Genomic DNA, 20,197 nt, shown 5'->3' with positions numbered 1-20,197 from the left:
GATTGCGTTGCTAGCCCAGTTCGATCTCATGGGCTTGCAGGTAATCGCGGTTCATCTCGATGCCGAGACCCGGCCTCAACGAGAGCTTGAGGCTACCGTTCGAAACATCGAGCGGCTCGTCGATAAGATGATCGTACTTGCCCAAATTCCACTCCGACGTTTCGAGCTTGTAGAAGTTCGGAACGGTCATCATCACCTGCGCTCCCGCAACCACGTTGATCGGTCCCGCGGCGTCATGCGGCGAGACTGGGATGTAGTAGGCTTCGCACAGGGCGGAAATCTTCTTGAGTTCGGTAATTCCGCCGGTCCAGGTGACGTCAGGCATGATGTAGTCGGCGAGCTTGTTCTCGAGAACCGGCACGAAATCCCACTTTGTGTGGCCACGCTCGCCCCAAGAGATAGCGGCACTGACCTTCTCGCGAACCTGCTTGAGGGCGTTAAGGCTCTCGGGCGGGCATGGCTCCTCGAACCAGTCGATCTGGCCGGCTTCCTCGAGGCTGCGACAGAGGCGAATGGCGGTCGGAACATCGAAGCGGCCGTGCGCATCGATGAGGATGTCGATGTCGGGGCCTGCCGTTTCTCGGATCAGAGCCGTGAGTTCGGCAGCCTCGCGCTCGTCCTTGCGGGTCATGCCGCCGTCGAGATAGCCGTCCCGCTGTTCGCGCGACACACCGTCGGCATCGCGACCCTGGTGGGGGAAGGGGTCGAACTTTAGAGCAGTATGTCCGGACTCGACGATGTCCAGGATTTCGCGCACCACAGCGTCCTTGCTGGTGAATTTGGCCTGGTTGGGATGGGTGTAGAGCGCGATCTCATCGCGGACCGGCCCGCCCAACAGCTCGTAGATCGGCTTGCCGAGGACTTTGCCCCTGATGTCCCAGAGGGCTATGTCGATCGCGCTCACGCATTCGACCGCGGCGCCACGGCTACCCATATAGGTGAAGCCGCGGAAGATCTTGTGCCAGAGGCATTCGATACGCGCCGGATCTTCGCCTGTCACGGCGGCTCCGATCTGTCGAAGGATCGTGCAGAGGGCGCGGTTGGCGAGCTTCGTGGTGGTGGTGATCTCTCCCCAGCCGCTCACTCCCTCGTCTGTCGTTACCTCGACGAACAGGAATTCCCCCCAATAGGAAGCACCAGACTTGATCAGCCACGGCCGAACGCTCGTGATTTTCATTTCAACTGCCTTTTCACTAGTGGTCAACCACGCTGTTCCAGACCTGACCCCTCGTCCTATCCGGCCCGAGCGGCGTTGCGTGCACGCATCTGTTCGAGAACATGCCGGCCGGAACCCTCGACGTGGCGGGAGATGAGTTCGGCCGCCTTGTCGGCCTCCCCGGCCTTGATGAGCGCAATGAGTTCGCGATGCTCACGAATGATCGCGGCACGCCGCGCGAGCGTGAAATTGAAACGCCGGCTCACCGCTCGCAGCACTTCGCGATGCTTCCACCAGAGCTCGGCGGCATGGCGGTTATAGTGCCGCTGGTACATCACCGTGTGAAATGCGGTATCCAGTTCACTGTGCCTGAACGTGTCGGCGAAATTGTTCTCTTCGATCAGGCCTTGGATGCGTTCGAGTTCGGCGATGTCCTCGCCGGTGGCCATACCTACAAACCATCGCGTCAGGGCTGGCTCGATCAGAACTCCGATCTCGTAGATATCGCGGACGAAATCCTGATCGATGGGCCTTACACGCGCCCCGCGGTTGGGAGAAAAGATGACGAACCCCTCGCCCCGCAACAGTTGCAGGGCCTCGCGCACGGGATTGGTCGACGTGCCGTGGCGGCGGGCGAGATCGGTCACAACAAGCCGTTCGTTGGCGGCGAGCCGTCCCTCGATGATGTCTTCCCTGATCAGTTCGTAAAGCGAGGCACCCTCGCTGGAGGCTCCGGTGGCGTCGATCCCCGGGGGTGGCTTGGCTTTGAAATCGTCTGTTTCGGCCAAGGGCCGGCTCCCCAAATTAATACACAGTCTGTCCGATATCACGCACGGTTCCCATAAACAATGTACGATCTCGTGCGTTGACAGGCAATCCATGTTCTGAAAACGTACCAAGTGGTCGAGAGGATACACCGTACTGCAATAACCATCCTCGCGATCGCAGGGCGGAGAACCAGGGAGGATACCTATGACGAGGATCATGCTCGGCAGTGCGGTCCTGCGCGGCACTGTCGTCGGTATTTTGACGGCATCACTTATGTCCACATCGGCGTTGGGTGCGCCACCGGTCGACCTCAGCAAATGGTCGCCCGAATATGTGCGCTCCATCGCGGGAACACAGGATTTCGACACGGCCGGCGATTGCGCCAAGGTCACGCCGCTGGATTACAAGGGGCGACTGACTTTCTGGTATCAGGGCGTGTTCGAGGGCGATCCCGACCTGCTGCGCCAGTACTACAAGGATTTCTTCGAGACTTTCCGCAAGACCTATCCGAACATCAAGCTCGAGGAACAGGCCCTCACCTATAACGACCTTCTCGACAAGTTCCGCACCGCGCTCCTGGGCAATGCCGCGCCGATGGCGGTGCGCCTGCAAATCCTGGGCGGTACCGAATTCGCCTCGAAAGGCTATCTACAGCCGCTCAAACCGGAGGATGTGGGCTATTCGACCGAGGATTTCTGGCCCGGCGCCATGAAGGCCGTGACCTGGGATGGGGTCACATACGGCGTTCCAACGAACAACGAGACGATGGCGTTCATCTGGAATGCCGACATCTTCAAGCGTGCGGGTCTCGATCCGGACAAGGCTCCCGCAACCTGGGACGACGTCGTCAAATATTCCAAGCAGATCCACGACAAGCTCGGCATTGCCGGTTACGGCCTCGTGGCTCGCAAGAATGCCGGCAATACGCCCTATCGCTTCATGCCACAGCTGTGGGCCTATGGCGGCGGCGTCTTCGACGAAGCCACCGCGAACCCGACTTACAAGGAGGTGGAACTCGACAGCCCGCAGAGCAAGGCGGCGCTGCAAGCCTCATACGACATGTATGTCCGCGACAAGTCGGTTCCGGTTTCGGCACTTACCAACCAGCAGGCCGACAACCAGCCTCTGTTCGTCGCCGGCCAGTTGGGCATGATGGTTTCCCACCCGTCCGACTACAACGTCATGCTCGACCTGCAGGCCAAGGCGACCGGGACCGACAAGGACAAGGCGCAGACCGTCATCGACAATATGCGCTACGGCCTGATCCCGACCGGTCCTGACGGCAAGCGCGCCGTCGTGTTCGGCGGCTCGAACATTCACATCCTGAAGCCCGAGTATGTAGAGGGTGGCAAGGTGGACGAGCCGGCCGCGAAGGCGATGATCTGCATGTGGGCGAGCCCCGAATGGTCGCTGAAGATGGCCTATGCCGGCTCGAACCCGGGCAATCTTAACGGCTTCAAGACCAAATGGATGAAGGAACGTCTGGACCATATCAAGTTCCTCGATGTCACGACTTCGATGCTGCCCTATGGCATCCCCTTCCCGGCGCTGCCGGAATCCCCCGAGATCATGAATATCATCGTCCCGGACATGCTGCAGAATGCGCTGACCGGCGCGATGACCGTCGACCAGGCAGCGGACGATGCGGCCAAGAAGGTGAAAGACCTAATGGGCGGGCTCTAGTCCCAACCTGACCTGCGAACCGGCTGCGCCAAGAGCGCAGCCGGTTCTTTTCGAAAAACAAGGGCACGCCACAGTGACGATCGTGACCGGCAAGGCCGAGGCTCGCCGAAAATCGCAACCCGGCGGGTCAGGCGCATTGCGGAACGTCTGGGCCCATCGCGCCGACTACGCATACGTGCTCCCGGCGATCGCCGTGATGCTCGTCGTCATCGCCTATCCGATCTACTACACGATCGAGCTGTCGTTCTATAAGACGCCGCCCGGTCTGCAGCTCCGCGACAAGACCTTCATCGGCTTCGACAATTACACCACCATCCTCACCAGCGATGTGTTCTGGAAAGTAACCTGGAACACCCTGATCTGGACATTCGGATCCACTTTCATCTCCTTTGTCCTGGGGTTTGCCACGGCGCTGGCGCTGCACCGAGACTTTGTCGGCCGCGGCGTCCTGCGCGCCATCCTGATCATTCCCTGGGTGATCAGCGCCGTTGCCGCCTCCTATATCTGGAAGTGGATCTACCATTCGGATTTCGGCATCATCGGCGCGGTGCTGGTCGGCCTCGGATTGACTGACCGGCCACCCAATTTCATCGACAACGTCAGCACGGTGCTGCCCTCCCTGATCGTCGTCAATATCTGGCGCGAGTTTCCGTTTGCCATGATCATGATGATGGCCGGCCTGCAGACAGTCCCCGAGCAATTGTTGCGGGCCGCCAAGGTCGACGGGGCCAATGCATGGCAGCGCTTCTGGCACGTCACTTTCCCGCACTTGCGCAACGTCTCGGTGGTGACGATCCTGCTGCTCGCGGTGGCCAACTTCAATTCCTTCATCATCCCCTGGATCATGACCGCAGGCGGGCCGTCGAACGCATCGCATATCTGGATAACCCACATCTATGAGCTCGCCTTCGGCCGCCAGCGCTGGGGCGTGGCATCGGCTTATTCGGTGCTCCTGTTCCTCATCCTGATGACGCTGGGCTATTTCTACGTCCGGGCGCTGAGCGGCAACGAGCGGAAAGAGGGGAGCACATGAGCACGCTTGCAGAGACAGCCTCCCGAGGCCGGCCCCATCGCCGCATGCGCGTCGACGGATGGCGCTGGGCCGGGCGCATCTTCCTCTTGTTCATGCTGATTTACACCGCGGTGCCGATGATCTGGATGCTGATCACCTCGATCAAGTCCGGCTTCGCGGCGACGCAATTCCCGCCGCAATGGTGGCCAAACGAGCCTACGCTTGCCAGCTACAAGAAGCTGCTCGATCCGCAGAACAGCGTCGGCCAGGACTTCCTGCGCTTCTTCTGGAACAGCCTGTTCGTGTCGACCGTCACGACAATCCTTTCGGTGATCGTTGCCGTCCCCGCGGCCTACGCGTTTTCGCGCTTCACCTTCCCCGGCCGGAACTTCCTGTTCTTCGCCGTGCTGCTGCGCAACATGTTCCCGGCGGTGATCTTTCTCGTGCCGCTCTTCATCCTGATGCGTGCGATCGGGCTGGTGAACACGCATGGCTCGCTGATCCTGACCTATCTCACCTTCGGCCTGCCCCTGGCGATCTGGCTGCTTAAGGGTTTTTACGACAACATCCCGGTGCAGCTCGAGCAGGCGGCGCGTATCGATGGGGCAACACGGTTCCAGGCCTTCATCATGATCGTGATGCCGCTCTCGACGCCGGGGATCATCGCCACCGCGATCTATTCCTTCATCGGCGCGTGGAACGAGTACATCTACGCCTACACGTTCCTCTCCAAAAATGAACAGTTGACCCTGCCGGTCGGCATCCAGCGCTTCTTCTCGGAAAACACGACGGACTTTCCGGGACTGATGGCGGCGAGCTTCATGATGAGCGTGCCTGTCGTGGTGCTGTTCCTCGTCCTGCAGCGATACTTCGTACGCGCCCTGACAGAAGGCGCGGTCAAGCATTAGGGAGTTGCCGATGGCCCATGTGGTCCTCAAAGATCTCGTCAAGACCTATGGCGGCTTCAAGGCCGTCAACGACGTTTCACTGACGGTCAACGACGGCGAGTTCGTTGCGCTTGTCGGCCCTTCAGGCTGCGGAAAGACGACCACGCTCAATCTCGTTGCCGGGCTGACCCCGATCACATCGGGCGACATCCTCATTGGCGACCAGGTGGTCAACGATCTCGACCCCAAGGACCGGGACATCGCAATGGTGTTCCAGAACTACGCGCTCTATCCGCAAAAGTCGGTCTACATGAACCTCGCGTTCCCGCTACAGATGCGCAAACTGCCCAGTGACGAGATCGACAAGAAGGTTAAGGAAGCGGCGCGCGTGCTCGACATGACGCACCTGCTCGAGCGCAAGCCGCGCGAACTTTCGGGCGGGCAGCAGCAGCGTGTGGCGCTGGGCCGTGCGCTCGTGCGCGATCCCGCGGTGTTTCTCATGGACGAGCCGCTCTCCAACCTCGACGCGAAACTGCGCGTACAGATGCGGTCGGAGATCAAGCGCTTCCACCAGGACCTCAAGGCGACGATCATCTATGTGACGCACGACCAGCTCGAAGCCGTCACCATGGCCGACAAGATGGCGGTGATGAATGGCGGCTTCCTGCAGCAATACGATTCACCGGCGCAGGTCTTTGCCCATCCGGTGAACATGTTCGTCGCCAGCTTCATCGGCAGCCCGGCAATGAGCCTCATTCCTCTGGAGACATCGACGGCAAACGGCAACACCGTGCTGACCAGCGCGGAGGGCTGGAGCCTCGGGCTCTCGCCGCGCAACGTCCAGAAGGTCACGGGGGCAACGACCAGGAAAATCGTGCTCGGCGCACGCCACTCGACGATCAAGCTGCACAAGAGCGCCGTGCAAGGCGGCATCCCGGCCAAGGTCTACACGGTGGAACCAACCGGAGACGTCACCTTCGTGCAGGCGTTCCTGTCCGGTGCCATCGTCAACGTCAGCGTGCCGCCCAACATTGCCGTCGCGCCCGACGAGCGGATCTGGCTCGAGTTCGACCAGGAGCGGATGCATCTGTTCGACGGTGAAACCGAGATGGCTCTCGAGGCCAACTGAGACAGGGCGGATGCGTGTGGGACATGGGCGTGGATGACTACGAAACTTAAGATCACGGCGATCAAACCCTATCCGGCATGGGTGGGAACGCGCAATCAGATGCTGGTCAAGGTCGAGACCGACCAGGGCATTTTCGGTTGGGGCGAGAGCGGCCTGAGCGGCCGCGAGAAGGCCGTGGCCGGCGCGGTCGAGCACTATCGCGAGTTTCTCATCGGCCGCGATCCCATGCAGATCGGGCGGATCTGGCAGGAGGTTTATCGCAGCCAGTATTTCGAAGGCGGTCGGGTTCTGCAGGCAGCTATTTCGGCCATCGATATCGCCCTCCACGATATCAAGGGCAAGGCGCTGGGGGTGCCGGTCTACGAATTGCTGGGCGGCAAGCAGCGCGACCGGATCCCCACCTTCGCCTCGACCGGAGACGAGGCCGAGGGCGATGTTGCCATCGAGCGGGCCCGCGAACTGCGCGCACAAGGCTGGCAGGCGATCCGCTTCTTTCCCGTCGGGCAAAACAGCAGGGATGTTTTCGAGCCACGCGAGTCGATCGGCGCTACCGCGACCATGCTGAACAAGGCGCGCCGGGCGCTGGGTAACGATGTCGTCCTCGGCATCGACTATCATCATCGGCTGTCGGTGGCGGAGGCGGCGAGCTTCTGCAACAAGCTCGACCGCGGCGTGCTCGATTTTCTCGAGGAGCCGATACGCGACGAGACGCCAGAAGCGTACGAATCCCTCCGCACGATGACCGACATCCCCTTCGCCATTGGCGAGGAATTTGCCAGCAAGTGGCAGTTCCTGCCCTATATCGAGCGCGGCATCCACCAGTTCAACCGGCTCGATATCTGCAATGCCGGCGGGTTCACCGAGGCAATGAAAATCGCTGGCTGGAGCGAGGCACACTATGTGGACCTGATGCCGCACAATCCGCTTGGTCCAGTGTGCACGGCCGCGACCGTGCATCTGGCCGCCGCGGTCCCCAACTTCGCGTGGCTCGAAACCAGGGCCCCCGAAGCAAGGCTCGGCTTCGACAATTCCGAATTTTTCCCGGTGCAACCACGGCTCGACGGCCCCGACTACCCGGTGGGCGATCTGCCGGGGCTCGGCGTCGAGGTCAACGAAGAGGCCGTCCAGGCGCAGAGCTTCCGTTTCTGGGAAGCGCCCCACCTCAAGCGCCGCGATGGTTCTGTCACGAACTGGTAGTTCCCTTTCAATCGGAGTCCACAATGACGCATACTTCCGACATCACGCGGCCGCCGAAGGATCTGATCGACGCGCTAAAGGAGATCGGCGCCGCGACGGTTGCCGGCACGCTTGGCCATATGGGCTTCCGCAATCCGCATATGGTCGGCCCGGTGGCGCAGAACCACGGGAGATCGATCGTCGGGCCGGCGCTGACGCTGCAGTTCCTGCCGCAGCGGCCCGATCTTTTCAACGAGGGAGAATATGCCGATCCGGAAACACAGCTGCACCGGCATGTGCTGTACCACGCACAGGAAGGGGATGTGGTCGTGGTCGATGCGCGCGGCGACATGAGTTCGGGCGTCTTCGGCGATATGATGTCGACGTATTTCAAGGGCAGAGGCGGCGCGGGCATCGTCATCGACGGCTGCATGCGCGACCGGCCCAATGTCGAAAAGCTCGATCTGGCCCTATGGCTGCGCGGCTGGACGCCCAACTACCATGTGCAAACCAGCATTTATCCCAATGCCGTCAACGTTCCGATTGCCTGCGGCGGTGTCACCGTGATCCCCGGCGACATCATCGTCGCCGACGATGATGGGGTGGTGGTGCTACCCCTTGCGATGGCCGCGAAGGTGATCGAAGAATCCCAGAAACATCACGACTGGGAGGAGTTCTCACGCATGAAGCTCATGGAGGGCGGGTCGTTGCAACGCTATTATCCGCTGCACCCAAGTGCGACCGAAGAGTACGAGGCTTGGCGGGCAACCAACCCAAAATTTTGATGGACGATCGAGATCCCGAAATGTCTCATGAAGGGCAGGCGACCGCCAAGTCCCAGACGGGCGTTAGTCACGCGTTACGGACAGTCCCGCGATAAGCGGAGCGTACGCGGCGAGCCTGCGGGATACGAACTCCGTGAAAAGCCGAACGCGCTTCGTCTTGCGTGTCTCCCCCTGCGTGAGAATCCAGAGTGTCCCATGCATGGGCGGGTTGGTGCCCGGCACCCTCACGAGCAGGGGGTCGGCATCTCCGACAAAGCACGGCAGTTTCGTCATCCCGATCCCTTGCTGCGCCGCGATGATCTGCGTCTCGGCATCCGGAGTCCTGAACGGAGCTCCCGTGATGTGAACTTCTCCCTCGCGCGCCCAGTCCGGAATTCCATGATTGTCTATTGCGATCCACCGGAGGGGATCAGGCGTGCCCGCACGCAACGCGGGTAGTCGATCGCGAGACATGTAGACGCCGCTGAACACCTCCGGTCCCTTCAGGCCGTGAAGATTGAGCGGCAGGGTCTTGCGGTCGGCGACAATGCGGATCGCGACGTCGGCCTCTCGGTTAGTCAGATTCGCCACCTCGCCAGTGGTCAAGATTTCCATCTCGATGTCCGGATGCATACGCGCGAAGTCGGCGAGATCCGGCATGAGCAGGTGTGTGGCGAGGAACGGTGGAACTGTCACCCGCAAAAGCCCGCGCGCGCTCTGGTCGCGACCGAAGACACGCGTCTCCAGCTGGTGCGACGACGCTTCCATCTGGTTCGCGAGCTCGAGGACCTCCTCGCCCGCAGCCGTCAGGCGGTAGCCCGAAGGCAGCTTTTCGAACATCTGCGCCCCGAGGCGTTCCTCAAGTTGAGCGATGCGTCGCAGCACGGTCGAGTGATACACGCCGAGGCGCTCGGCGGCAGCCCGCACCGAGCCGCCGCGCGCGGCGGCAAGAAAGTAGCGAACGTCATCCCAGTCAATCATGGTGCATTCCCGCGCCGCCAGCTGCGCCTTCCGAAACCCATTCTAGCACGCCGAGCTGTAATGTGCGCGACTGTTGCGGCGTTCAATCGTCTGACTGGATCGTTTTCGCACCACCGATGTGCACGATTCCGCACTCACCGCCCGACTTCGGCGATCCCATGTTCAGGCTCTCGGGTTGACCCACCGTACAGCCAAAGACCCGAGATGGCGAAACGAAGGACGCACGACATGAACAGACTGAATGGAAAGACCGCCGTGATCACCGGCGGCGCTACCGGCATCGGCCGCGCCGCTGCAAAGCGCTTCATCGAGGAAGGCGCCTTCGTCTTCATCTTCGGCCGCCGGCAGCAAGCGCTCGACGCCGCTGTGGCGGACCTCGGGCCCAATGCCCGCGCGGTGAAAGGCTCGGTCTCGGATGAGGCCGACCTCGACCGGCTCTACGCAGCGGTGAAGGCCGAACGCGGAAGCCTCGACATCGTCTTCGCCAATGCCGGGGCTGGAGGCCCGCTTCCGCTCGGCCAGATCACCGCCGAGCACATTGACGAAGCCTTCGACACCAATGTGAAGGGTACGATCTTCACGGTCCAGAAGGCGCTGCCGCTGATGGGCCCGGGCGGTTCGATCATCGTGACCGGATCGAGCGCCGGCACCACTGGCGCCCCGGGGTTCACTGCCTACAGCGCGAGCAAGGCGGCAGTGCGCAACCTCGCGCGGACCTGGGCGGAGGACCTGAAGGGGACCGGCATCCGCGTAAACGTGCTGTCGCCCGGGGCGACGGCGACCGAACTCGCGAAGGAAGCGCTGGGCGAGGAAGGACAGAAGGTCTTCGCCTCGATGACTCCGCTCCAGCGCATGGCCGATCCGGCGGAAATTGGGGCGGTGGCTGCCTTTCTCGCGTCGTCGGACAGCAGCTTCATGACTGCCAGCGAGGTCGCCGTTGATGGCGGCCTGGCGCAACTCTGACGCTGGCGCGTTCCCGCGCCTGGCTCACACAACGAAGGATAGAAGATCATGAAAAAGTTAGAAAATAAGGTCGCCGTCATCACCGGCGGAAGCAGCGGGATCGGCTTGTAAAGCGGCGGTGCGAAACTTCGCGCGCGCTTGGACACTGGAGCTGAAAGATCGCAAAATTCGCGTGAATTCAATGAGTCCCGGACCAATCGAGACCCCGGCATTGGCGACAACGACGGGCCTTACCCCCGAGCAAGCCGAGCAAGCGGCCGCCCAGTTTGCTTCACAGATCCCAATGGGTCGCAGGGGCAAGCCAGAGGAAATCGCGGCTGCCGTCACGTTCCTTGCTTCTGACGAAAGCTCTTACATCACCGGCGTAGATTTCGCCGTCGATGGAGGCATGGCCCAGGTCTGACCTCGGCATCACACAAGATCGGAGAAACATCATGAGCTACGCAATTATCGGCTTCGGCAATATCGGCCGAGCCCTCGCCAAGGCATTTGCTCGCAAGGGCATCGAGGTATCCGTCGCAACCACGCGCGACCCGGAAAGCTTTGCCGCGGGCGCGGCCGCGATCGGGCCTACGATCATCCCCAAAAAGCTGGCGGACGCGGTCAAGGCGGAGATCATCTTTTTGGCAGTCCGTTTCGAGTCGCATCCGGATGTCGCGAAGGCGCTGTCCACCTGGAAGGGAAGACCATCGTCGATGTGACCAATGCCTACGGCGTGCCCCCTGAGAAGCTGGGAGGACAGCCTTCTTCCAAGTTCATCGCGCAGGCTTTCCCCGGTGGACGACTGGTCAAGGGATTCAACCATTTGGGCGCTGCCACCCTTGACCAAGATCCAGCAGTGCATGGTGGCAGGAGAGTCGTGTTCCTGGCGAGCGACGATGACACTGCCGCAGCGGAGATTGGTACGCTCGCGGAAAATCTCGGCTTCTCGCCGTCAAACTTGGCGGGCTTTCGGAAGGTGGGCTGCTCGTTCAGGCACGCGGAAATAGCTGGGGTCATCTGATCTTCAAGGACCTGGTCAAGTTCGACTGATGAACACGACCTGCCCACCGGCAGGGTCACGATGCACGGACCGGACCGAGCGTGATCCGGTCCGCGCGAAATAGGGAAATTCCCATGACTATCGAGAAGACCATCCAGACCGTGAGGGGCTCCGCGAGGGGAAGGATCAAGGCCACGAACAAGACGTTCGAGGACGACTGGACCTTCGCCATCACGGTCCGGGACGGCAGATTGACCAACATCCGGGAATACGTCGACACACAAGCACTGGCACGCGCCTCGCAGATGGACGCGTCCGGATCGGCGTAGCGCTTGCCGTCTGCGGCCATCGAATGGGGTAGACGGCGGATCAGCCGTGGATCGCCCCGTCGCACGCTGGCGCTCGTCGAATGCTCAATCGAAAGGAGATCTCGATGTACGACCAATCCAAGCTATCCGAGTTGATCCGGTTCGCACGCGCAGATGCGGGCTTCACCGTCATCGACGTCTACCCGGGCAACGGTGACTGGACCCGCGTCTTCTCAGACATCGTGGGACCCCAAGGACGTGTCTACAGCTTCGTGCCGGCCGAAGTCGCCCACTTCAAGGACGATCCGGTCGGCCGCATGCGGACGCTCGCGAAGGAGCCGGGCCGAGAGAACATCGAAGCCGTCTCGGCGGACCTTGTGGCGATGCCGGAGGTCACGCAGCCAGCGGATGTTATATGGCTGCATCTGTTCTACCACGATCTCCACACCGCTCTGATTCAGGCCAGGGGCGCGACGGCAGCCGACTTCAATCGAGCCGTCTACGAGCGGCTGAAGCCCGGTGGTTCCTACGTTATCGTGGACCACGCCGCCGCCGTCGGGGCCGGCACGAGCGAGGCACAGTCGCTGCATCGGATCGAGCCTGCATCCGTTCGCGAGGAGGTGGAGGCGGCCGGTTTCGTCCTGGACGCGGAAAGCACCATGCTGGCGAACAAGGACGATCCGCACTCGAGCAAGGTGTTCGATCCTTCGATCAAGGGCAAGACCGATCGTCTCGCCTTTCGGTTCCTGAGGCCCTGACAGTGAGTCATCCGCCGCACAGTGGCTCAGCTCCCGCAAGCGTGAAAGCGTTGCCGTTTCCACACGGAGGGGCCTTGGCTGTCCGTTCTCTTGAGCAAAGGTGCTGGTGTAACGCAGCCCTACTGAAGAGGGATCGGAGAAGATTGTGAGCTATCTCACTGCCTATAATCTGGCGCGATACGCGACACGCGATGCCGAATGCGCTCACGCTCACTCTTTTGTCGCTCCAAGCCGGCTACGCGAACGTCTATCAAGGACCGCTCTTTCGCCCGCTTTGAGGTCTCGTTGCCCGCGAGGTAGACTGCTCGCATGACCTTCAGGCTTATCTTCCTCGGGACCTCGGCCAGCGTGCCCTCGGCCGGGCGCAATCACCCGGCGCTGCTCGTTGAAGCCGGCAGTCAACGGGTGCTGGTCGATTGCGGGGAAGGCACCCAGCGTCAGCTTCTGCGCAGCGGCGCCGGATTCAGGCGACTTGATCGCCTGCTCCTCACGCACGCGCATTTCGACCACGTGCTCGGGATTCCAGGCTTGTTCTCGACGCTTCGGCTCCGCCAGAGCAAGAACCATGTGACCATTCATGGCAGCGCAGACACTCTTGACGTCGTCGCCCGCATGCTCGCTGGCCTTTGGGGTAAGGGACGCGCGCCGATCCCGCTGCAACTCGTGCCGCTTGCCCCCGGACGCGTGTTCGAGGTGGATGAGTTCACCGTCGATTGCTTTCAAGTTCGCCATCGCGACACCGACAGCTATGGCTTCGTCTTCGAGACGCCGGCGCGTCGTCACCTCCGTTCGGACCGCTTGGTAGCTCTCGGTGTGCCAGACGGTCCGATCCGGAAAGATTTGGCCGAAGGCCGCTCAATTTCTCTTCCCGACGGCCGAACGATTGCTCCCGAAGCAGTCCTCGGACCACCCGAGGCTGGCAAGAAGCTGGTCATTGTAGGCGACACCGAAACCACTGATGGATTGGCCGACAAGGTGAGCGGCGCCGACCTGCTTGTCATCGAAGCCACATTCCTGCAACGAGATGCAGCGATGGCGCGCGACTACGGACATCTGACAGCCGCGGAGGCAGCGTCGCTGGCAGCGACCAGCGATGTAAAGCAGCTCGTTCTTACGCACATCTCCGGCCGGTACTCCGACGAAGAAATTCTCGCGGAAGCCGTTCAGGCGTTTGCGAACAGCCTTATCGCAACGGATTTCACCACCTTCACCGTCTAGGGGCAGAGCCATGGCATTCAGAATTGGCGTCATCTCGGACACGCACGGCTTGCTGAGGCCGGAGGCGGCGCGTTGCCTGGCCGGGGTCGACCACATCATTCATGGAGGAGACATCGGTCGCCCTGAGATCATCACGGCGCTTCGCTTTATCGCGCCGGTTACCGCGATCAGAGGAAACGTGGACACCGGTGGCTGGGCGCTGCCATACGCGGAAACCGAGCTCGTACGTCTTGCCGGGCGAGCAATCTACGTGCTTCATGATCTCAAGACGCTGCAGATCGACCCGGTTGCCCAGGGCATCGACTTGATCGTGTCCGGTCACTCGCATGTGCCGGGGATGGAGACAGTGGATGGCGTGCTTTATTTGAATCCGGGCAGCGCTGGCCCACGACGGTTTAAGCTGCCTGTCACCCTTGCGACGGTCGACATCACTCGAGACAGCATAGAGCCTTCTATATTGGGCTTCGCAAGCGGCTGAACCAATTCAGCGCGCACATCACGCCCGCACCTATATCCGAGTGTCTCCTCGATTTTTCACAAGATGGCAGGCGCGCCGTAACGCGGAGACACGCATTCTTCGCGACTTGTTTAACGGGAGTTCTCGCCGCGTGCGGTGATGGACTGATCCGTCATTTCTGGCGAAACGCTGAGTGGAACGACACAACCAGCGGGCCTAGAATGTAGTCGAGCGCCGTGCGTTGCTCGGTAACGATCATGACTGACGCCGGCATGCCCGGATAAAGCGCGATCTGTGGGGCTGCGGCCAATTCCACGGGATCGACCGCTACGTCCGCGAGATAATAGGGAAAGCCTGTCTTGGTGTCGGTAATGCGATCCGCCGAAATGCGGGCGACGCGTCCATGAATTATGGGTATCGAACGCTGCTTGTATGATGTGAAACGAACTTCGGCGGCCATGTCGGGACGCAGGTTCGATATATCCTCGACGCGAACCTGTGCCTGGACGATCAGTGAATTCTCGGTCGGCACGATGTCAAGGATGGTCTGGCCCGGCGCCACGATCGCACCGATCGAGAAAACGCTGAGATCCATCACTTGGCCATCATAGGGTGCACGCACTTCGGCCCGGTCCATGGCGGCCTGGGCGGCGAACATCTTGGGTATGAGGTCGGACAGGTTCGATTGCGTATCGATCAGCATGGCCGACAATTTGGTCCGGCGCTCATTGGTCAATTGTGCGATCTGGCTCTCGAGCTCAGCTTTGCTCTGTTGGGTGCCGCCGATGGCGCCGAGATTATCATCGATCAAGCCCTGCAAATCCGAGGCCGACCTTTCCAGTTCCAGGACGCGTGGGCGGGTCGTCAAACCGGCCTTGAGCAGCTTCGACAGGCTGGCCTTCTCGCCGATCGTCGATTTGAGCTGGGCCCGGTAGGATTCGACCCGAGACTGCTTGCCCCGTATCTGCTCCTCGAGCTCGGCAATGCGCCGTTCGAGGATCTGCCTTGCGCCGGCCATCGAGGCGCGTTGGCTTTCCAGGTCGGCGATCTGGTTTGCCATTGCGTCCTTGAGGTAGTCCTGGTGCTCCTTGAGGATGTCCTTGGGAAAGGCAACCGCCTGGCTGCCGTCCAATTCGGCGCGGATCCTGGCATCGGTGGCGCGCAACAGTGCATATTGCTGGGCATAGAGATTGAACTCGGACCGAATCCTGGTGTCGTCCAGCTTCAGCATTATGTCGCCCTTCCTGACGACGTCGCCATCCTTAACGCGGATCTCCTTCACCGTACCGCCGTCGAAGTGCTGGACGCTCTTGCGATTGCCTTCCACCTTGACGATGGCATCGGCGAGCACGGCACCGTTCAGAGGGGCAAAGGCCGCCCAGCCGCCGAAAATGCCGAAAAAGGCCATTATGATCAGCAGGCCAATATAGGCCGGCACCCGGATGGAATCCGGAGCCAGGATGCCGGACTCGCCAGGCAGGCTATGGTAAGTGAGGGCACTGTCGCTCATCGATCTCTCCGACCACAGCTCATTGGGTCGCCACCGCCATTGGAGCCGCGCGCTGGTTGAGCAGCGCCACGATCTCGTTTCTCATGCCGAACGCCTCGACGGCGCCATCGCGCAACAGCAGGATCTTGTCGACATTCGCCAAGGTCGAGGGCCGGTGCGAGACAATGATAACAGTGCTGCCGCGGCGCTTGAGCTCGATCGCGCAGTCGCTCAGCGCACGATCGCCATCGGCGTCGAGATTGGAACTCGGCTCGTCGAGAATGATCAGTTTCGGCGTTCCAAACACCGCCCGGGCAAGAGCAATCCGTTGCCGATATCCTCCCGACAGCACGGCGCCGCCCTCCCCGATCTGCGTCTCGTAGCCCTGCGGCAGTCGGATAATCATCTCGTGTACGCCGGCGAGCCGCGCGGCCTCGATCACCTCCTGGTCGACATTGGTCTTGAAGCGCCCAATGTTGGCGGCGACGGTATCGGAGAAGAGTTCGATATCTTGCGGCAGGTAGCCGATGTGATCACCTAATGCGTCGTGCCCCCATTGCGACAGGTCGGCGCCATCCAGCCTGACTGTGCCGCGACTGGGTTGCATGACGCCGGCAAGGTGGCGCGCCAGGGTCGACTTGCCGGCACCGGAAGGGCCAACGATTCCGAGCGCCTCGCCTGCTTCCAACCGAAACGACACGTCGCGCAGAAGCACTTTCTGCTGGCTTTGAATTGCAAAGCTTACCTGCTCGACGGAAATCATGCCGCTGGGCTTCGGCAGGTTGAACGCTCTTTCGTTGCGCGCGCCCCCGTCGACCAGCCTCTCGACCCTTGCCAACGCTGCCCGCGCCAGGATCAGGCTGCGCCAGAGGCCAACGATCTGCTCGACAGGCTGCAACCCCCTGCCCAGCAGGAGGCTCGCCGCGAACATGGTGCCGCCGGTAATCTGCCGTTCGATGACCAGATAGGCGCCGAGGCCGAGGATCAGCGATTGCATGGTGAGCCGCAGGAACCGGATGAGGCCCGACATCAAGGCGGCACGGTCGCTTGCCTCCGCCTGGCGCCGCAGCGCGAGGTTGCGGTCGCGCCCCCAGCGGCGGATGAGACCGTCGATCATCCCCATGGCGCGAACGACTTCGGAGTTCCTGAGGCTCATCTCGGTGAAGTTATAGTTGTTCGTCGCCAGCTCGTTGGCCTGCTTCAGCGGCGAGCGCACGAGATACTCGTTGAGCACGGCCATGCCGATCAGGAGCAGCGAGCAGCCCAGTGCGAAGAAGCCGAGCCACGGATGCAGCAGGAAGATGATGCCGATGTAGATGGGCGACCATGGCAGATCGAACAAAGCGTGGATGCCGCTGCCGGTGATGACCTGCCTGAACGTATCGAAGTCGCGGATCGGCTGGCTCGGCGAGGAACCGGGCGATGGGGCCTCGACGGACGCGGCGAGGATTTTTGCCGAAAGCAGACGGTCGAGCCGGGCGCTGGCACGCGTCAGGATCCAGGCGCGGACCAGGTCGAGACCCGCCAGCGAAAGGAAGGCTGCCAGCAACACCAGGGTCAGCATCACCAGCGTGGTTTCGCTGCCGCTGGTGACAACCCGGTCATAGATCTGCAGCATGTAGAGGGGGGAAGCGAGGTAGAGCAGGTTGATCGCCAGGCTGAATGCCGCCGCAACCAGGAAATAGCGGCGGCATGCCCGAAGCGCATCCTTCACAATTCGAGACTTGCTATCCACTTCCAGAACCCCACTCGATACACGTCAGGTCAGGGAGCCGCCATAGCCGGCGGCCCTTTTCGCTCACACCACGAAGTCGCTTGAAATCGCTCCATTGCCGATGCCGGTCAGCGTGAATTCCGCCGGATTGTACGAAACGACGGTATGACCCTGGCCGTCATCGGCAAGCTTGAAGGCGTTCGCATCATAATTGCCGACCAGATGCAGCGCGGCGCCGTGGGTGCCGTCCGAAACGGTCAGCGTTCCGCCGCTGCCATCCTGGTTTGCCTGATAGACGGCCGTCGTTCCCGCACCGAACAGGATATCGCCGAGGTCCAGCCTGTCATCATTGGTGATGCCCCCGATCCGTCCGCTGTAGTCGAAGGAATCGTCGAGTTGCAGCGTGCCGGCAGCGTCGTGTCCGAAGGTGACGTCCGTCGACGAGGCGCCGCCGAACTCCAGCTTCGACAAATTGCCGATGGTGGCATCGCCGTCGCCGGTAACCTGGCCGTGGATCACGATGTCGCCGCCATTGGCCCAGAGCATGCCTGAATTCGCCAGGCCGCCGGCGACCGTCAAGCCGCCCGAACCCGTTGCCTCGAGCGTTCCGGAGTTGGTGACGACGCTGCCACCGGTATCGATGATCAGCGCGTGCGAGCCGGTGGCGATGATGGTGCCCTGGTTGTCGAGGCTGAGCATGCCGCCGCCCAGCTGGCCGGCGCCCGAGATCGTGTTGTCGACGTTGACCAGAGTGACGTCCGGCCCTGTGCCGGAAATCATGTTGGCGGCGCTGTCGGACAGCAGGATCTGCCCGCCCCCCTGCAAGGTCACGCCGTGCTGGATGACCTGCAGCAGCGTATCGCTGCCGGTCGAGTCGAGCGAGATGAGGCCGCTGTTGTTGACAATGCCGCTGAGCGGCAGCAACGCACCGTCGCCGATCGTCATGGTGCCTGAATTGTTGACCACAGGCGTTTGGTCGAACACGAAATTACTGGCTGTGAGTGCGCCCGAATGCACGCCGTCCAGCGTGATCGACTGTCCGTCGCCGAGTGCGATCACCGCATTGCCGTTGGCATCGTCGGCGATATGCGTCTGGAGGTCGGCGAAGTCCGCCAATCCGTTATAGCCGATGAGATCGATCTGGTCGGCCGCGGCATCGAAATTGTGCACCGTGTCGGCGCCGATCGGTTGCGAGAAGACGAAGAGATCGTTGCCGTGCGAGCCGGTCAGCACGTCGTCGCCGGACCAGGCAAAGATCGGCGAACCCGGTGCGTAGGCCTCGACATTATCGGCGATCGATGCGGTGCCCGTGGTGCCGTCGGCATTGATCCAGGTCATCTGGACATCGAGAACGGCGGCGCCGGTAAAGTTAACCGGCGTGGTGACGGTCAGCCCGTGCAGGTCGTTGGTCTGTGTCGTCCAGCTTCCGTCGGCATTATGGGTCGCGCCGTCGATGGTCCAGCCCGAAGGCACATCCTTCACCGTGACGGTGATGAGCGCGCCCTCATGTGATGGGTCGGTGAGAGCAAGGTTGATAGGCTCGCCGGAGGTGCCGGCGGGGGCCGTGAACTTGGAGCTGCTCCCACCGCCAGCATTGGTCTTGAATGTCACGCTGTCCACAGCCGTACTGGAATTGTGTGCCGAGCTGTTGTCGGTGACGACCGCGCTTATTTGATGAACAGAGTTGCTGACTGGGAACGGAGGCGCGCCGTCGATAAATGTATGGACGTAGTCTCCACTCACTGACCCAGCAGCCAGTTCCGCAGCGGTCATCGTATAGATGAGAACGGGCGCACCGCTAGCGTTGTCATACAATTGAACGCTCTGAATACCGCTGGCATCCGTCGCATGAACAGTGAAGGTCGACTCCTGTTGGCTCGACGAAAGCTGGTGGCTTATCGAGACGTTCGGCGGTGTAAGGTCGCTACCCGTAACGCTGATCGTCGCAGTAACGCTACTGGTATCCGCGCCTCCATTGGCCGTACCGTCTCCATCCACCAACGTGTAGGTCACCGTCTTGGCGATGGTGGCGCTGGTCGCGTTGGCATAGAGGATATGATCGGCGAGGGCCTGCGCTGCCGCCTGCGTAGCAGCGGCGTTGAAGGTCACGACCAGATTCGACCCGTTCGTGCCGCCGGTGAAGGTACCAATGAGTGTGCCACCATAGCTCACACTGTTGCCGCTGACGGTGATCTGGCCAGCGCCGGGGGCTTGATTCTGGATGGTCAACTGGTCCGTGAGCGCGCCGTTTGCCGTGAACCCGACAGTGAGCGAGCCGCCGCCGAAGTTGATGGAGTCGATGTCCGTTACTGTTCCCGCAGGAGCGATGGCAGCGGCGGCAGATCCAGCTGTATAGTTCAAGGTCGTCGAGAATCCAGCTGAAGCGCCGTTCAGATCTACTACAGGTGCATCGTTGGTGCCGTGTATGGTGACGGTGATGACCTGCGAGGTGCCGTCAGCCGTCGCCACCGTGATGCTGTCGGTGTAGTCGGTGCCGCCCACGAACTCGTTATGGGCGCTGCCCATGGCGTAGGTCCAGTGACCCGTAGCGTCGATCGAGAACGTGCCGTAGCCGTTGCTGCCGGCCACGTTGGTCTGCACGACAAAGGCGTTCGAGCTGTCGGGATCAGTGGCAACCAGGGTGCCGCCGGTCGACTGCGCCGCATTGGCCTCGATCACTGCGCCGTTCGCCGTGCCGGTGATGACGGCCGCGTCGTTGGTGCCGTGGATGGTGATCGTCACCACCTGGGCG

At 61.6% G+C, this 20,197-nt stretch carries 16 protein-coding genes and 3 pseudogenes; 13 read left to right on the top strand and 6 right to left on the bottom strand.

What is annotated here, in order from left to right; translation table 11 throughout:
* Window positions 1-10 precede the first annotated feature (10 nt).
* A complete protein-coding gene (locus FJ543_RS24020; protein WP_140877765.1) occupies window positions 11-1,177 on the bottom strand; it encodes a mandelate racemase/muconate lactonizing enzyme family protein in 1,167 nt (388 codons plus the stop codon).
* A gap of 56 nt (window positions 1,178-1,233) precedes the next feature.
* Window positions 1,234-1,944, bottom strand: a complete 711-nt coding sequence (locus FJ543_RS24015) for a GntR family transcriptional regulator (RefSeq protein ID WP_140665610.1) — start codon at window positions 1,942-1,944, stop codon at window positions 1,234-1,236.
* A gap of 184 nt (window positions 1,945-2,128) precedes the next feature.
* Between FJ543_RS24015 and FJ543_RS24010 the strand changes: the two genes are divergently transcribed.
* The 6 genes from FJ543_RS24010 (at window position 2,129) to FJ543_RS23985 (ending at window position 8,596) form a co-directional block, all read left to right on the top strand.
* Entirely contained in the window at window positions 2,129-3,607 is a 1,479-nt protein-coding gene (locus FJ543_RS24010) for a sugar ABC transporter substrate-binding protein (RefSeq protein WP_015319197.1), read from the top strand.
* Between the two features lie 73 nt (window positions 3,608-3,680).
* A complete protein-coding gene (locus FJ543_RS24005; RefSeq protein ID WP_140665607.1) occupies window positions 3,681-4,640 on the top strand; it encodes a sugar ABC transporter permease in 960 nt (319 codons plus the stop codon).
* Window positions 4,637-5,527, top strand: coding sequence for a carbohydrate ABC transporter permease (locus FJ543_RS24000; protein ID WP_015319199.1), 891 nt, complete (start codon window positions 4,637-4,639; stop codon window positions 5,525-5,527). Before FJ543_RS24005 ends, FJ543_RS24000 begins: the two co-directional genes overlap by 4 nt.
* Before the next feature lie 10 nt (window positions 5,528-5,537).
* Window positions 5,538-6,635, top strand: coding sequence for an ABC transporter ATP-binding protein (locus FJ543_RS23995; RefSeq protein WP_140823523.1), 1,098 nt, complete (start codon window positions 5,538-5,540; stop codon window positions 6,633-6,635).
* 33 nt (window positions 6,636-6,668) lie between these two features.
* Window positions 6,669-7,832, top strand: coding sequence for a mandelate racemase/muconate lactonizing enzyme family protein (locus FJ543_RS23990; protein WP_140790622.1), 1,164 nt, complete (start codon window positions 6,669-6,671; stop codon window positions 7,830-7,832).
* A gap of 23 nt (window positions 7,833-7,855) precedes the next feature.
* Window positions 7,856-8,596, top strand: coding sequence for a ribonuclease activity regulator RraA (locus FJ543_RS23985; RefSeq protein WP_140665598.1), 741 nt, complete (start codon window positions 7,856-7,858; stop codon window positions 8,594-8,596).
* Window positions 8,597-8,659: 63 nt separating this feature from the next.
* Here the strand turns inward: FJ543_RS23985 and FJ543_RS23980 are convergent, their stop codons facing one another.
* Window positions 8,660-9,556 carry a LysR family transcriptional regulator gene (locus FJ543_RS23980; protein ID WP_140617578.1) on the bottom strand — a complete coding sequence of 299 codons (897 nt, stop codon included), beginning with the start codon at window positions 9,554-9,556 and terminating at the stop codon, window positions 8,660-8,662.
* A 228-nt stretch (window positions 9,557-9,784) separates the two neighbouring features.
* On the opposite strand from FJ543_RS23980, the gene FJ543_RS23975 reads away from it, so the two are divergent.
* The 7 genes and pseudogenes from FJ543_RS23975 (at window position 9,785) to FJ543_RS23945 (ending at window position 14,263) form a co-directional block, all read left to right on the top strand.
* Entirely contained in the window at window positions 9,785-10,519 is a 735-nt protein-coding gene (locus tag FJ543_RS23975) for an SDR family oxidoreductase (RefSeq protein ID WP_140823524.1), read from the top strand.
* An 82-nt stretch (window positions 10,520-10,601) separates the two neighbouring features.
* Window positions 10,602-10,922, top strand: a pseudogene (locus FJ543_RS23970) (SDR family oxidoreductase); the annotation flags it as partial.
* A 31-nt stretch (window positions 10,923-10,953) separates the two neighbouring features.
* Window positions 10,954-11,551, top strand: a pseudogene (locus FJ543_RS23965) (NADPH-dependent F420 reductase).
* 93 nt (window positions 11,552-11,644) lie between these two features.
* Window positions 11,645-11,830 (top strand): annotated as a pseudogene (locus FJ543_RS23960) (nuclear transport factor 2 family protein); the annotation flags it as partial.
* 104 nt (window positions 11,831-11,934) lie between these two features.
* Window positions 11,935-12,567 carry a class I SAM-dependent methyltransferase gene (locus tag FJ543_RS23955; RefSeq protein WP_140877763.1) on the top strand — a complete coding sequence of 211 codons (633 nt, stop codon included), beginning with the start codon at window positions 11,935-11,937 and terminating at the stop codon, window positions 12,565-12,567.
* A 309-nt stretch (window positions 12,568-12,876) separates the two neighbouring features.
* Window positions 12,877-13,785 (top strand): ribonuclease Z, encoded by a 909-nt coding sequence (locus FJ543_RS23950; RefSeq protein WP_140877761.1) that lies wholly within the window; start codon window positions 12,877-12,879, stop codon window positions 13,783-13,785.
* Window positions 13,786-13,795: 10 nt separating this feature from the next.
* Window positions 13,796-14,263 carry a metallophosphoesterase family protein gene (locus tag FJ543_RS23945; protein WP_140877759.1) on the top strand — a complete coding sequence of 156 codons (468 nt, stop codon included), beginning with the start codon at window positions 13,796-13,798 and terminating at the stop codon, window positions 14,261-14,263.
* Window positions 14,264-14,414: 151 nt separating this feature from the next.
* Here the strand turns inward: FJ543_RS23945 and FJ543_RS23940 are convergent, their stop codons facing one another.
* The 3 genes from FJ543_RS23940 to FJ543_RS23930 all read right to left on the bottom strand — a co-directional run bounded on the left by FJ543_RS23940 (window position 14,415) and on the right by FJ543_RS23930 (window position 20,187).
* Window positions 14,415-15,752 (bottom strand): HlyD family type I secretion periplasmic adaptor subunit, encoded by a 1,338-nt coding sequence (locus tag FJ543_RS23940; RefSeq protein ID WP_015319210.1) that lies wholly within the window; start codon window positions 15,750-15,752, stop codon window positions 14,415-14,417.
* 19 nt (window positions 15,753-15,771) lie between these two features.
* Window positions 15,772-17,466: a type I secretion system permease/ATPase gene (locus tag FJ543_RS23935; RefSeq protein ID WP_015319211.1), complete on the bottom strand. Its 1,695-nt coding sequence runs from the start codon at window positions 17,464-17,466 to the stop codon at window positions 15,772-15,774.
* A gap of 63 nt (window positions 17,467-17,529) precedes the next feature.
* Complete coding sequence (locus FJ543_RS23930; RefSeq protein ID WP_246678878.1) at window positions 17,530-20,187, bottom strand: VCBS domain-containing protein; 2,658 nt, start codon at window positions 20,185-20,187, stop codon at window positions 17,530-17,532.
* Window positions 20,188-20,197: the final 10 nt, after the last annotated feature.

The organism is Mesorhizobium sp. B2-5-7 (assembly GCF_006440875.1).
Lineage (GTDB): Bacteria > Pseudomonadota > Alphaproteobacteria > Rhizobiales > Rhizobiaceae > Mesorhizobium > Mesorhizobium australicum.
Note: the sequence above shows the minus strand (reverse complement) of the source record. Positions and strands in the feature narration are given on the sequence as shown.

What these genes read in the sequence shown, in the direction of transcription:
- FJ543_RS24020 (WP_140877765.1), bottom strand. Translation starts at nt 1,177, where the DNA reads ATGAAAATCACGAGCGTTCGGCCGTGGCTGATCAAGTCTGGTGCTTCC.
- FJ543_RS24010 (WP_015319197.1), top strand. Translation starts at nt 2,129, where the DNA reads ATGACGAGGATCATGCTCGGCAGTGCGGTCCTGCGCGGCACTGTCGTC.
- FJ543_RS24000 (WP_015319199.1), top strand. Translation starts at nt 4,637, where the DNA reads ATGAGCACGCTTGCAGAGACAGCCTCCCGAGGCCGGCCCCATCGCCGC.
- FJ543_RS23995 (WP_140823523.1), top strand. Translation starts at nt 5,538, where the DNA reads ATGGCCCATGTGGTCCTCAAAGATCTCGTCAAGACCTATGGCGGCTTC.
- FJ543_RS23990 (WP_140790622.1), top strand. Translation starts at nt 6,669, where the DNA reads ATGACTACGAAACTTAAGATCACGGCGATCAAACCCTATCCGGCATGG.
- FJ543_RS23985 (WP_140665598.1), top strand. Translation starts at nt 7,856, where the DNA reads ATGACGCATACTTCCGACATCACGCGGCCGCCGAAGGATCTGATCGAC.
- FJ543_RS23980 (WP_140617578.1), bottom strand. Translation starts at nt 9,556, where the DNA reads ATGATTGACTGGGATGACGTTCGCTACTTTCTTGCCGCCGCGCGCGGC.
- FJ543_RS23975 (WP_140823524.1), top strand. Translation starts at nt 9,785, where the DNA reads ATGAACAGACTGAATGGAAAGACCGCCGTGATCACCGGCGGCGCTACC.
- FJ543_RS23955 (WP_140877763.1), top strand. Translation starts at nt 11,935, where the DNA reads ATGTACGACCAATCCAAGCTATCCGAGTTGATCCGGTTCGCACGCGCA.
- FJ543_RS23950 (WP_140877761.1), top strand. Translation starts at nt 12,877, where the DNA reads ATGACCTTCAGGCTTATCTTCCTCGGGACCTCGGCCAGCGTGCCCTCG.
- FJ543_RS23945 (WP_140877759.1), top strand. Translation starts at nt 13,796, where the DNA reads ATGGCATTCAGAATTGGCGTCATCTCGGACACGCACGGCTTGCTGAGG.
- FJ543_RS23940 (WP_015319210.1), bottom strand. Translation starts at nt 15,752, where the DNA reads ATGAGCGACAGTGCCCTCACTTACCATAGCCTGCCTGGCGAGTCCGGC.